Origin of the sequence: Sorangium sp. So ce185, assembly GCF_051526825.1 — a bacterium.
GTDB classification, from domain to species: Bacteria; Myxococcota_A; Polyangia; order Polyangiales; family Polyangiaceae; genus Sorangium; species Sorangium cellulosum_D.
Genome location: NZ_CP150316.1, coordinates 8060924 through 8073889, shown reverse-complemented (window position 1 = coordinate 8073889; position 12966 = coordinate 8060924). Strand labels below are relative to the sequence as shown.

At 70.8% G+C, this 12966-nt stretch carries 7 protein-coding genes; 3 read left to right on the top strand and 4 right to left on the bottom strand.

Annotation, left to right across the window (positions count from 1 at the left end):
- Positions 1-7: 7 nt before the first annotated feature.
- The 3 genes from WMF26_RS29555 to WMF26_RS29545 form a co-directional block, all read right to left on the bottom strand.
- Positions 8-1297, bottom strand: coding sequence for a hypothetical protein (locus tag WMF26_RS29555; protein ID WP_437995414.1), 1290 nt, complete (start codon positions 1295-1297; stop codon positions 8-10).
- A gap of 66 nt (positions 1298-1363) precedes the next feature.
- Positions 1364-4375 carry an eCIS core domain-containing protein gene (locus WMF26_RS29550; protein ID WP_437995413.1) on the bottom strand — a complete coding sequence of 1004 codons (3012 nt, stop codon included), beginning with the start codon at positions 4373-4375 and terminating at the stop codon, positions 1364-1366.
- Between the two features lie 678 nt (positions 4376-5053).
- On the bottom strand, positions 5054-5338 hold the full coding sequence (locus WMF26_RS29545) for a hypothetical protein (RefSeq protein ID WP_437995412.1): 285 nt from the start codon (positions 5336-5338) through the stop codon (positions 5054-5056).
- Here WMF26_RS29545 and WMF26_RS29540 point away from each other — a divergent pair.
- Positions 5331-5564, top strand: a complete 234-nt coding sequence (locus tag WMF26_RS29540) for a hypothetical protein (protein WP_437995411.1) — start codon at positions 5331-5333, stop codon at positions 5562-5564. The genes WMF26_RS29545 and WMF26_RS29540 overlap by 8 nt on opposite strands.
- A 15-nt stretch (positions 5565-5579) precedes the next feature.
- Here WMF26_RS29540 and WMF26_RS29535 read toward each other — a convergent pair whose 3' ends face one another.
- The gene (locus tag WMF26_RS29535) at positions 5580-6230 is read right to left on the bottom strand and encodes a response regulator transcription factor (RefSeq protein ID WP_061625736.1); all 651 of its coding nucleotides are present in this window, start codon (positions 6228-6230) and stop codon (positions 5580-5582) included.
- Between the two features lie 595 nt (positions 6231-6825).
- On the opposite strand from WMF26_RS29535, the gene WMF26_RS29530 reads away from it, so the two are divergent.
- Both WMF26_RS29530 and WMF26_RS29525 read left to right on the top strand, forming a co-directional pair.
- Positions 6826-10896 (top strand): RHS repeat-associated core domain-containing protein, encoded by a 4071-nt coding sequence (locus WMF26_RS29530; RefSeq protein ID WP_437995410.1) that lies wholly within the window; start codon positions 6826-6828, stop codon positions 10894-10896.
- A gap of 86 nt (positions 10897-10982) precedes the next feature.
- Positions 10983-12626 (top strand): hypothetical protein, encoded by a 1644-nt coding sequence (locus tag WMF26_RS29525; RefSeq protein WP_437995409.1) that lies wholly within the window; start codon positions 10983-10985, stop codon positions 12624-12626.
- Positions 12627-12966 lie beyond the last annotated feature (340 nt).

Here is a 12966-nt window from a genome sequence, read left to right as displayed (position 1 = left end):
GGAAATGTCATTGCACCGCGCCCGGGCCTGGCGCGGCGCGCCCTTGCCAGCCCCAGCCGCCCGGCGGCGCCGGAGCGGGGCCCTCCGCCCTCGCGCTCCACGCCTCAATGGCCGGATGGTTGGCGATCAGGTCGTCGTCCGGACGATATCCATGGTCTTCGCCGGTCGCCGCGCGCAGGTTGGCCGCGGCAGCGCGCTGGGGACCGGCGTGCGGGCTCACGAGATCGTGCACGAGATGATGGAGGGTGAGCGGCTCTCCTGCCCGGTATCGGAGCTCGGGATCCAAGGCGCGCGCTCGCGTCCGGTAGGCTTCGACGGCGACATCGCAGGGGGCTCCTGCATGGGCCCATTCCTCGCTCGGTGCACCGACGATGCCGGAAACGACGCGAAGGGCGTCGTCGGCGAGCGACGCACCGTCGATGGCGACCGGCGCGTCGGGGCTGCTCGCCAGAGCGAGCAGCGGCTCGACGAGCGCGGCGGAGCGGAGGGCGGCTGCCGCGTCGAGCGCGAGCCCGGCGGCGAACGCGTCGGGGCTCGAGAGCAGCTTCGCCGTGCGTGGCACCGCGCTGGCGAGGCCGAGCCACGCGAGACGCACGCAGGCGTGGGCGCCTTCCACGCCGCGCGCCGGATCGGCGAGCTCCACCAGGCGTCGCACGCCGGCCTCGTCGCCGCGGAGGCCCAGGAGAAAGGCGGCGTCCACGCGCAGATCGACCGATGTCCACGCAGGCCGATCGGCGTGCCTCCTCGAGGGGCCATCGGCGATCTTCTGGAGCGCGTCGCGCGCCATCCATCGCTCGGCCGCGTACAGCGCAGCGCGCACCGTCTCGAGGTCGCCGTCGGCGAGGATGCGCGCGAGCAGCGCATCCCCCTCAGGCGTCGGGAGGCGGAGGAGCGCGCGGAGGAGCGGACCGTGCGCGGCCGGCTCCGCGAGGGCCCAGTCGTCCCACGCTTCGCGGGGGAGGGGCGCGGCGATGCCCAGGTACGCGAGCGGCTCCGGATCGATCTCCCGCCGCTGCGAAGGGCGATAGGCGTGGAGGAGGAGTGACGCTGCCCGCGTGTCCGGAATCGCGGCGAGGAGCCTGGCGATGGCCGTGCGCGCGTCGCCGCTGCTCCGGGAGAGGCGTCTCTCGAGCGCCTTCAGCGCGTCGGGACCCCCCATCACGAACTGGCGGGCGATCGAGGAGAACCTGCGCGCAGCCCGGCGCCGCTCGTCCGGCGGAAGATTCGCGCCGAGCACGCTGTCGGTCCACGCCTCCACGGCGGAGCCGGCCTGTTCGTCCCAACGAGAACGCCCCACTTGAAGCTCCTTGCTCGTCCCCCCCGCGCGGCGCGCAGGGCCGTGTCGCTCTTGCTCGTGAACAGCTCAGTTGACGATGCAGTATACCGTGCCGACCGGGCCGGTGGTCTGCGTCGTGAGGAGGCTGTGCCACGCCGTGTGCTCGCTGAACAGGAGAAACACGAAATTCGTCTTCCGGTCCGGCCCACCGAGATAAAGCGGCCATTTGTGGTGAATCGCTCCTTGCGTTCCGTTCTCGTAATAACGGCGGAGAGCGGACCAGTTCTCCGAGACATACTCTCCAATGATGGTGCGGTTGCGCTCGGGCGAAGGGACCTTGGTCACGGTGCGGCTCGTCGGCCGGTTGTACGTCGTGCTGGTGGAGCCGCTATCGCCGTGCCCGAGTGTCGCCCAGACCGGAGGAGGCCAGTTGATGGGTATGCTCCCCGAAGGACACCTGCGACGTCGCCGCTCCTCGGCCGGATCGGGCGCCGGTTGCGGCTGAGGGCTCGTCGCCGGCGGCGCTACGGCCAAAGGCGGTGAAGCCGGGCGTCCGCGCGCTGCCTGGGCGCCGAGCGCGCCCAAGGTCCCCGCGATGCGCGGCCCCACGGCGGGCGCGGCCGCGGGGGCCGTCGCCGGGGACACGGCGGGGGCCGTCGCCGGGGACGCGGCGGGCGCCGGAACGGCCTCGACGTCGGGCACGGCGCGGAGCGGGCTCGGCGCGGACGCCGCTTCGGGAGCGAGCTGGCGCGCAGCGCCACGATCGAAGGCGCTCGCCGGCGCAGCGCGGGTCGCTCGAGCGCCGGTGCCCACGACGGGCGCGCGGCTGCCTCCTCCCTGGATCACCCGAGGGACGAAGGGAGGTCGCACCGCGCCAGGCGCCACCTCGCCGGCGACGGCCCGCGTACCGGCGGAGAGCTCGGGAGCCGCGCCGGCAGCCACGCGCGATCCTCCTCCTCCTCCTCCTCCAGCCAGCGGGGCGAACCCGAGGACGATTTGCAGCCACCACATCGGGTCGCTCGCCGCTGTCCCGAGCGCTTCGCCGTACGTGGCTGTCCCCCAGAGCCAACGCTCGCTCGCCGCCTGCGTCTCCGATGGAGGACCGGAGCGGTACATCGCGGCGCCGGCCCCCGCATAGCCCCGGACGTCGGCGATGAACCTATCGATGGAGTCGGGCCCGATGATCCACTCGTTCCATGCGGTCGGGCCGATGAGGCCGGGTTCGGCGCGATGGGCGATGAAGTAAGCGATGGACTCCGATCCATCCGGGCCGACCACGAGCTGAGGAACGATCATGAAGGGACCGCGCCGCATGATCGTGCTGGGCACGACGCGGTCCGTGTGCGGTATCGTCCGGGGGATGTGATAAGGCTGGATCCCCGTGAATGCGCCGGGCGCGATGGGCCGGCCGAAGAAGGGCGCCCCGGTGGATGGCGCCGCCTCGGCCGGCGGCGGCGGTGCCGCAGCGGGTGCGGGGGGCTGGGGGACGTCGCGGCTCCGCACGGTCTCCTCGAGGATGGCGAGCGTGCGCAGCATGGCGTCGTAATCCGGGCTGCCGGCGTTCTGGGGGAGCCATGCGCGGAGCCGTCCGATCTCCTCCTCCATCGCAGCGTCGGACCACCGGGAGACGTCGACGCTCCGCCCGAGGCTGTGCGGCGCCGCCTCGGCCATCGCGGCAGGGGCGCCCGGGGTGGGCGGCTGCGCGCGGGGCGTGCCTCGCCGGGGCTCGCTCTGCGCGGGTTGCTGCGCCGCCGGCGTGCTCACACGGCTTTCAAGCTGGGGCAGCACCGACAACAGCAAGTCTCGCTCCGCGCTGTCCTCCTGGTGCGCCATCAGCCAGCTGCGGATTTCTCGGATCTCGCGCTCGAGTTCGGCCTCCGACAACATCGATGGGTCGACGGTGCCGCTCAGCGAGCGCGGCTGCCGCGAGATGCCGATGCGGGCCCTCCCTTCGACCGCCACAGCCCCTCCTCCGAGGCCTGCGCGCTGGGCCGCGCTGTCCGCTGCCCGCTCCAGGGCAGGCGAGCCGGGCGCTTCCGCACGCTCACCCCCGGCGCCCTGCTGGACGACGTGCGCCAGCTCGTGGGCGATGAGCCGCCGTCCTGCGGCTGTCTCGGGCGCGAACTGCCCGCGATCGAAGACGATATGATGCCCGAGCGTGTACGCGGCCGCATGCACCGACTGCGCCGCGTGGGCGGCGCGGCCGTCGGTGTGTACGCGGACCTGGCTGAAGTCGTGACCGAAGCGCGACTCGAAGAAGGAGCGCACGAGGCTCGGCAACGGCTCTCCACCGTGCTTCGTCGCGCGAGCGGCGGCCTCCGTATCGAGCGTCGCGTCGTCGCCCGCCCCAGGCGCGCGCTTCGTCTGGATCGTGCTCTCGCCCTCTTCGTCGCACGCCGCGCACTTGCGCTGGATCGCGACTGGGCTCCTCTGGACGGATGCCGGCGCCGGCGCGGCCGGCTGCATCACCTGGACGGCGGCAGCGCCCGCTTCTCTCTGGTACGGAGTCTCCGTAGAGCCGATGGTCGCCCGGCGCTGGATCGCCGGCGGTATGACGGCGATGCGGGTGAAATCGAACTGGGGACCGAGCGCGACAGGCCGAGACGATTCGGCTTCGACATCTGCCTCTGGAGCCGCACGCCCGATGCTTGACCGAGGGGCACGGCTGGAAGGGCGCGGCGTGACCGGATCGAGGTAGTTCCGCGTCGTTCCGTTCATGGCGGGCGACGCGCCCGCTTCGGGGCGGCTCGAGGGGGCAGGCTGGAACGTGAGCGATTTCACCGACCGCTCCAGCGCCGAACGTTGCGGTGCGGACTTCGAATCAGGGGAACGTGGCGCCTGGCGACGAGATTTCTGGTCGAACGCGAACATGGCCGAGACCCCCCTGTGGCGCTGCCCCGAACCTACCAGTTTTCGAGGGGCGTGCCAACGGAGTTGCCGCTGCGCTGCGAGCCGGGCGGGCCGCGAAGCGGAGCGGGTGGACGTGACCCTGGGTGTCGGCCGAGGAGTAAAAGACCGAGCGGCGCGCCGGCGCGAGCTCGGGTTCGAGAGGATGGCGGAGAGTGGGATCGTCGCCAGGGTGAGCGCGAAAACCTGCATTGCTCCAATGCGTCCGCCGCCTTTCAGCGGCGGAGCGTCAGGTAGCGCAGCGGATCCATAGCTCCCGGAGCCCGCTTCAATGGGGTCGCCGCCTTTCAGCGGCGGAGAGACCAGATCCCCCGAGCGTCGATCACGCCCTCTCCTCGACTCGCCCAGCCCTTCCGTTTTCTCCGGCCGCGTTGCCGCTCGCGCACTGCCTCACCTTCCGCGCTCGCCTCCCCGCCTCCTGCGCTGTCGCCCCCGCCTCCTGCGCTGTCGCCCCCGCCTCCTGCGCTGTCGCCCCCGCCTCGCTCCACCTCGCCCCCGCCTCGCTCCACCTCGCCCCCGCCTCGCTCCACCTCGTCCCTCACCTCGCCGGTCTCATCCCCGGCTCGTCCGAGCCATCCCCCGCCTCGCACTGCGCATTCCCCGCGGGGCGCTCGCCTTCCGAGCCGGGGGCCGTTCCCGCCGCCCCGGGGGGCCTGCCGCCGTCCCCCGGCGACCCGCCGCCCGTGCCGGGGTCTCCGAGCCACGACGGCCGGCGCTCTTCCCCAATGGGGCGCAGCGCGCAGGGATGAGGAGGGGGCGCCGTCGCTCGCTGCCTGGCTTCTCGGCGCGCTGGCTGCGAGGCGCGAAGCGGTCACCCGCCATGGCGCCGCCACCCGCCCGACGGCACACCTCCCCCGGAATCCCTCGCATTCAGCCGCCTGAATCCCTGGTACGCGATCTGCCATGGCGCCGCGCATGGGAGATGCCGACATCACGTTGCGCCACCTCGCCCGACGGCACCCCGAAGACCTGGTGCGCCCGTTCGTCGCCGAGCGCCGCCCCGTCGAGGTCCTCGGTTGGGTCGACAGCCAGGTCACGAACATCGAGCGCCGCCTCGACAAGGCGTTGCGCCTTCGGATCGGCGGCGAGCCGCGGGTGCTGCACGTCGAGTTCTGCTTCTCGCTCGCGCACGCCGATCATCGGGGAGATGATCATCGAGGCCGAGCGACGAGCCGAGCAACGAGGAGAGGAGAAGGCGATCGTCGCGCTCCTCGGTCGTCTCTTCGCGCGGCGGATCGGGCGACGACCGACGGCCGAGGAAGAGCGCTCGATCGTCGAGCGAGCCCGCGCGATCGGTCCGGGCGAGGTCGAGGATACCTTGCTCGATCTCGAGGGCGAGGCGCTGGTCCGCTGGCTCGCGGAGCCGATGCGCCCATCCTGAACCCCCGCCGGGGCGCTACTCGCTCTTGAGCCAGCCCTGCTGGAGGGCGTAGCGCACGGTGTCCGCGCGGCTCGTGAGGCCGAGCTTCTCCATCGCCCGGACCTTGTAGGTCTCGACCGTGCGCGCGCTCAGGTCGAGGCGAGCCGCGATCTCCTTGATGGCGTGCCCCTCGGCGATGAGCCGGATCACCTCGGCCTCGCGCTCGCTCAGCTCCGAGCCCGAGCCGTGGTCGCCGAAGGTGCGGCCGACCACGCTCGACACGACGTGGGCCGTCATCGACGGGTCGAGGTACACGCCCCCGGCGGCGACGGCGTGGATGGCCCGGACCAGCTCCGCGCCCCGCGCGCCCTTGAGCACGTACCCCGACGCCCCGGCCTTCAGGAGCGGCTGGACGTTGGCCTTGTCCTCGTAGCCCGTCAGGGCCACCACCTGGACCTCCGGGCGCGCCTGCTTGATGCGCTCGGTCGCCTGCGCGCCGCCGAGCTTGGGCATGGTGACGTCCATCAGGACGATGTCCGGCCCGAGCTCCGTGACGGCCTCGACGGCGCTGAGCCCGTCCGCCGCCTCGCCGACGACCGTCATGTCAGGTTGCGCGTTGATCAACGCCTTCAGCCCGTCGCGCACGATCGGGTGATCGTCGACCACGAAGACGCCGAGCTTCGTCATGCCGCTGTCTCCATCAAGATCGGGGGTGGCCGGTCCTCCAGCCGCTCGAGCCTCCGGGGTGGTTCGTGGGGGGCGGGAGGGGGCCGCGTCGGTGTCGGTGACCACGGAGCCCGACCCTAGCACGGCCTCGCCGGAGGCCTGAGGTTCCAGTCCGAATTTTCCCGAGACGCACGGCGCTCCAGGGCAGCCGGCCGACGGCGCGCGCCGGCGGGAGCGAGCTGGACGCGGGGGGAGCGGATAAAATTAGTGATCTCAATTATTTACATCCATGCGTGGGAGCTATACGTGGCGCGGGAGCGATCGCGGCCCGACGCCGCTGGCCGCCGCGCGCGCTGTATCCACGGCCGCAGCGGTGCCCGCGCGCTCGCCGAGAGGTTCGCGTCCCGTCGAGACGTGGATCGGCGCGACGGCTCGTGCACCGCTCCGGAGCCGGAGGGAGACCGGCTCCAGCCTCGCCGTCGGTGTCGCGGTGAGCGGGGCGGGCAGCAAGGGCGCCCCGCCCACGGAGCGGTGCCTCGGGCGGAGCTTACGCACGGCTCTGCGTACAGGTAGCATGGGCTGGCTGTCTCTGCGGTGAACGCGAAAGGATGCCCTCATGGCGCGCACGGCCCCAGTTCCGAACATACCCGCGATCCCTGGCATGAACCCCGGCGTGTTCATCATGGGTGGTGGAGGCGGCGGAGGCGGCGGTAACGGCCGCGGCGGTCGTGGTGGCGCCAACGGTCAGGGCGCCAACGGGCAGAACGGCGGTAACGGGGCACAAGGTGGCGGCAAAGGTGCGAGCGGCTCCGGTCCCGGCGGGGGCGGCGCCTGCCCGAACCCCCGGCACGGCAACCGTGGGGTCAGTGCGGGCGATCCCGTCGATGTCCTCACGGGACGCGTCTATACCCTCCCTGTGGTCGATCTGGCGCTGGGCGGTCCGCTGCCGCTCGTGATTCAGCGCAGCTACTCCAGCCAGGCGTGCGACCGCGACATCGGCCTGGGCCGCGGCTGGAGCCACTCGCTGAGCTGGGAGATCGAGGAGCGTCGGCGCTCCATCCTCCTCCACACGCCGTGGGGGCCGCCGATCAAGGTCCTCGATGTACCCGCCAATGGCGTCGCGCTGGAGTGCGGGCGGCTCTCTCGGCGCCCATGGGGGTTCTCGCTCGTCGACGCGCGTGGCGTCGCGTGGTTGTTCGCGCCCGTCGAGGGATCGCCCCGTTTGTGGCGGCCTCGTCGGATCACCGATCCTGACGGCAACGCCATCACGCTGCAGTACCGTGGCGGATCGCTCGCCGGCATCATCGACAGCGCCGGGCGGCGGGTGCGCGTGAGCCGGCACCGCGATGGCCATGTGAGCGCCTTCGAAGTGCTCGACGCGAGCATCAACCAGTGGATCGCGTTTCGCAGGTATGACTACGAAGCTGACCTCCTGGTGCGGGCGACGGACGGCGAGGGCTTCGACGCCCATTATGATTACCAGGATGGCCTGCTCACCACCCATACGCTGGCAGGAGGCCGGCGGATCCATTACCGGTACGATTCGGCGGGCCGGTGCGTGGAGACCTGGGCGGCGAGACCTGACGGCCAGGATCCCTCGCTGGATCCGTCCGTTCCGGAGGATCTCGCAGATGGTAGGACCCGCGCGAAAGGGATCCTTCACGCCAAGATCGAGCGGCTGGACGACGGCTATGTCGACGTGATCACGTCGACGGCGGTGCTGCGCTACGAGGGCGTAGGCGGCGACTGCACGAAGGCCGTCATCGGCGGTGGCGTCCATACGCGGCAATTTGACGCAACCGGTGCGATCACATCCTACGAAGATCCGCTCCACGCGCAGCACCGCTGGCGTCGCGACGAGGAGGGCAAGCTGATCGAGGCGATGAGTCCCAGCGGCGAGTTGACGGTGCTCGAATACGATGAGCAAGGAGCGCTGCGGCAGGTGCATGATCCGCTAGGCGACTGGGTTCGATACGAGCGCGATGCGAGAGGTCACATTGTCGGCATCGATGATCGAGCCGGACCGATCGTTCGTTACGGCTACACCCAGAATGGCCGGATCGCCGAGGCCACGCTGGCCGACGGGGGCGTGACGCGGCTTCAGTATGATGAGATGGGGAACCGCATCCGGGTCGTCGAGCCTAGCGGGGCGGCGCGCACCATGCGCTACGATTTCTGTGGTCGTCTCCTCGGGTACGTGGACGAGCTGGGTGCAGAGACGAGATACCGGTACGATCGGCGGGGGCTACTCATCGACGTCGAGCACCCGCAAGGCGTCACTCAACGCTTCTCCTATGATGCGGACGGAAATCTCACCAGGATCGTGGATGGCGATGGTCGCGCCACGGAGCTGCTCTGGGCCGGCTATCGGGTGGTGCACGCTGTCCGGCGCGCGGATGGATCCACAGTCTGCTACCGCTACGACCGCGAGCAGCGGCTCGTCGCCATCATTGACGAACGGGGGGACGAGCACCGCATCGAGCGAAACGGGGCCGGCTGGGTTACAGGCGAAACGACGTTCGACGGAAGGCGCGTCAAGTACTGCCACGACCTGCTTGGCCGCATCACCGAGGTTAAGGTGGCCGGCGAATCGATCGAGATCAGCTACGACGGGGAAGGCCGGGTCTGCAAGCGTTCGTACGATGACGGAACGAGTGAGCTGTTCGAGTACGACGCACTGGGCAGGCTCTTGCAAGCCACGCGCGGCGATGTCGCCTGCTCGTACACGTACGACGCACGCGGGTGCATCACGAAGGAGGTGCTCGACGTCGCGGGGCATCGTTTCGAGGTGGAGAACACCACCAACTCGGCGGGGGACCGAGTCTCGCGCTCGACTTCCGTGGGGCACCGCGAGCGCGTGGAGTATGATAGGATGGGGCGTCCGCTCGCAATCCGATTGGACGGCGACGCCACCGTGAGGATGCGGTACAACGCCCTTTGGCAGGAGTCGCGCGAGTTGCCTGCTGGTGGGGTCATCCACCACGACACCGACGCGCTAGGCCGCGTACGCCGGGTCTCGGTGCAGTCGCCGCGTCGGCGGCCGGTCGTGAGCGAGGGGCAGCCCGACTGGGTGGGAGCGATCGAGGATGGGCGCACCATCGATCGAGGTTACGCCTACTCGGCGGGCGGTCATCTGCTCGCGACACGAGACGAGCTGCGAGGGGCGTCGCGCGAGCACCGCTACGACGCGCTCGGGCGCGTGGTGGAGACAATTGCTGACGGCCGTCCTCTGGAGTCATATCATTATGACGGCGGAGGTGCCGTATACGATGGTCGCCATCGGGTTTACGGCTCGGGTGGTCGGCTGCTACGGTGCGACAACGTGGAGCTGCGATACGACGGCAGCGGCCGGGTGGTGGAACGGCTTACCGACGCCGGGAAGACGTCGTACGCGTATGACGGGCGGGGGTTGCTCACATCGGTCACGCTCCCGGATCGGTCAGAGGTCCACTTCGTTTATGACGCGTTCGCCCGGCGTGTACTGAAACAGGTGGTGCGCGATGGAGTGACGTTGTCGCAGACCCGCTATGGTTGGGACGGAGCCGCGCTCGCCTATGAACGCCTGGAGCGAGTGGTGGGTGTGGAGCGCGTGGTGCGCGAGCGCTTCTACGCGCAAGAGCCTGGGGGGCTCTTGCCACTCGCCCACCGCGACGTGGTGACGGTTGCGTCCGGGCGGCGGGAAGGACCGTGGGTGTTTTACGTGTGCGCACCGAACAATGGTTTCCCAGAGCTGCTCCTCGACGAGCACGGCGAGGTGCTCCAGGAGATCGAGCGGACCGTCTGGGGGAAAACATCCGTTGCGCAGACGGCGCTCCGGCATCCGGGTCAGTACCACGACGAGGAAACAGGGCTCTTCTGGAACGGTTACCGGTACTACGATCCAGACATCGGGCAGTACCTGAGCCCGGAGCCACGAGGGATCGAGGGTTCCTTGAGACCCTACGCGTACGTCGACTCGTTTCCGCTCTGGTGGATCGATGTCGACGGCGCGATGCGTGCCACGGTGCAGAGCACGCGGACGAACAGCTCCGGGACGCGGAGGCCGAATCAACCCACGACCGCCTCGAGCGGCGGGGGGGCGCCCCTGCATCCGGCCGTCGCCGCGGCGCTACCGCCGAGCCAGGCTCGCGATCCCGCGCTGGGCGACAGTCCGCCTGCGATCGGGTCGTGCGCTGAGCCGGCCGCGCTGAGCCAGCGGCTGTACGAATTCCAGCGAAGGACCGGGCGTATGTGCTACCCGACCTCGCCGGACGATCAGGCGTGGCGGCAGAATCTCTCCGACGCGCTCTCGGAGATCCACGACAACGACGGTATCGCCAGCAGTGACGAGGATGGGCCCGCTGCGGCGTGCCCCAACTGCACGCAGATGATCGGGCGGCTGTGGGCGCTCGCCGGTCACGAGCAGGGACCACCCTCAAATGTCGTCGCGCGTGGGCGTGAAACTGGCGTCGCCAATCCGCGGCCGGCCGTCCGGACGAGCCGGCCGTCCCAGCAGTATCTCGACAATGCCGCCGCGAATGCGGGTATCCGGCAAGATGCGCCCCCGACGCGCCCCGTGAGGCCCGGTGAGGGGCGGCTGCCTCAGGGCGGGCAGAGCTATCCTGCGGCGCAGCCGTTCCCCGAACAGAACCTCGGCGTGTGGCAGCACGACGACCAGAACGGCTGGCAGCGTCTACCGGGTACGTGATGGAGCTCTCCGATTCCGCTCGCGCCTTCCTTCGCGCCCGCGCCCGCGGCGATGCGGGCTGGACGCGCCGCCGGCTCACGTCCTGGATGCTGAAGCGTGGAGCCCCCGCGTTCCACGAGCACGTGCGCTGGGAGGAGACGCTCGCCCAGCTCGTCACGCAAGAGCACCTCGCGCCTGGCCAGGGCGGGCTCCTCGAGGTCGACGATCTGCGCTTTGGCAGCGTGGGGCTCTTCCAAGCGCAGCCGGAGTGGCTCGTCGAGCGGCGCGCCGGGGGACCTTACGTGCTCGTCGGCGCGTCGGCGAGCTCTCGGGCGAGGCTTTACCTGGACGCCCACGGACGGCTCTTCGAGCGCCGCGGCGCGCTCTGGCGCTGTGTTGCGGGTTCTCCCTTCGTGTACCTGGAGCGCCGTGTCGCCCGCGAGGGCGAGCGCGTCGCGCCCTGGTCGATCGAGATCCCAGGCCGCCATGGCGCCGCGCTTGGCAGGGTGCTCTCGATCCAGCGGTTCGACCCTGCGTCGGACGTGCTGGCCGGCGCCTGGGCGGACGGTCGCTTCTGCGTGCTCGACGGCACGGCAGACTGGCCTTCCGCTCCGGCGACGACGATCGTCGTCAGGGGCTTCGGAGCCGTGGCGGAGCTGCTCGACGCGCTGGGCGAGCTGGACCTCCCCGTCCGCATCGCGCCCTCTGGTCATGCCATCATCACGGAGCTCCCTGCAGCGGAGGCGTCTGCAGCATCGGGAGAGGCCACGGCTGAGGCGCCGCTGGTGGTGAGCCGGCAGTATGCGGCGCCCACGGACGCATGCAGCGGCACGGTCGTGCTCCGGGCGGGAGCGCTCGTGCAGGAGGTGCGGGACGAGCGCGGGATCGCCGTCGAGCGCGGGAGCTTTTCGGCGACGGACGTCACCCTCGCGCGGCGGATGCACGCGTCGGAGGCGCTGGCGGCCCGCGTCTCACCGGAAGCGCGCGAGTACCTCGATGCGGGTCGTTATGTGCGCGACCCGCGTCGGACCTGCTCGGCAGGCGCGCTCGCCGAGGCGCTCGCGCGCTACGGAGTACCCGCGTTCCCAGGTGCGCTCGAGTTCGAAGGGTTGCTCGGGGGGCTTCTGTGTGAGCCGGGTGGCTTCGGTCACCGCTTCGGCACCCTGGACATGCTGCTGCAGTACGAGGAGAGCGGGATTTCAGGGAAGAGCGCTCCGTCGCAGCGCGGAGGTCTCGTCGTGCACGACGCGTGGCCGCGGGTGAGCTGGAAGTGGAGGCAGCTCGTGCCGGTCGGCGACATGGTTGATACGCGCCTGTACGTGGGCGAGGACGGTCTGGTGGTCGGGCATGTGTGGGAGATCGACGCCGTGCATCCGGTCGCGGCGGGGGCGCTCACGTTCCTCGAGGGGCTCGCGGCGCGCCGCACCTTCCTCGGGTTGCGGTTGAGGGAGGCGCGGATCGACGCAGACATGGGCGAGGCGGTGGGCGTGGCGCTCGGGCTCGAGCGGTGCGCGCGTGCCTCCGATCGCGTCCGCAGCTTCTGGCAGGGGGAGGAGATCGTCCTCTGGGCCAGGCACGCCGTGGCCGGCGAGCCGGCGGAGACGCGGATCGCGGCGGGCCATCCGGAGCTGCTTGCCGCGGCGGGGCGCGCGGCGCTCGCCGCTGCGCCGCGGGCGATGCTCCGCGCGACGCCCGCAGCGTTCGAGCACCTGCGCCATCTCGGCGCGCGCGTGGAGCGAACGTCGTTCTGAGGGGAGCCGACGGCTGCGGAGCTGGCTTCGATAGGGCCGCCGCGCTTCAGCGGCGGAGCGCTGGGCCCGTGGGAAAGTTACGCGGGTCGCTGTTGAAGAAGGTGGATCCGCATCGCAGCCTCCAGGCGGGCGCGGAGCCCGGGGTTCGCCGGGCCCGCGAGCGAGCGCCGCGTTCTTGCGCCCTGTGCTTCGGGAGAGGGGCCCTCAAGCCCGCAGCACCTGCTCCCGCCACCCGTGCGTCGTACGAGACGTACGGCCGAACTTAGTAAGACTGACTAACTTGTTCGTGGCCTCAACCCCTCGGCGAGCCTCCTGCCTCGGCTCCCCGGCGGGCGCCCGT

Excerpts from the sequence above, each read along its gene's own strand:
- WMF26_RS29540 (WP_437995411.1), top strand. The coding sequence starts at position 5,331 with ATGATCATCGAGGCCGAGCGACGAGCCGAGCAACGAGGAGAGGAGAAG.
- WMF26_RS29550 (WP_437995413.1), bottom strand. The coding sequence starts at position 4,375 with ATGCAGGTTTTCGCGCTCACCCTGGCGACGATCCCACTCTCCGCCATC.
- WMF26_RS29535 (WP_061625736.1), bottom strand. The coding sequence starts at position 6,230 with ATGACGAAGCTCGGCGTCTTCGTGGTCGACGATCACCCGATCGTGCGC.
- WMF26_RS29530 (WP_437995410.1), top strand. The coding sequence starts at position 6,826 with ATGGCGCGCACGGCCCCAGTTCCGAACATACCCGCGATCCCTGGCATG.
- WMF26_RS29545 (WP_437995412.1), bottom strand. The coding sequence starts at position 5,338 with ATGATCATCTCCCCGATGATCGGCGTGCGCGAGCGAGAAGCAGAACTC.
- WMF26_RS29525 (WP_437995409.1), top strand. The coding sequence starts at position 10,983 with ATGCTGAAGCGTGGAGCCCCCGCGTTCCACGAGCACGTGCGCTGGGAG.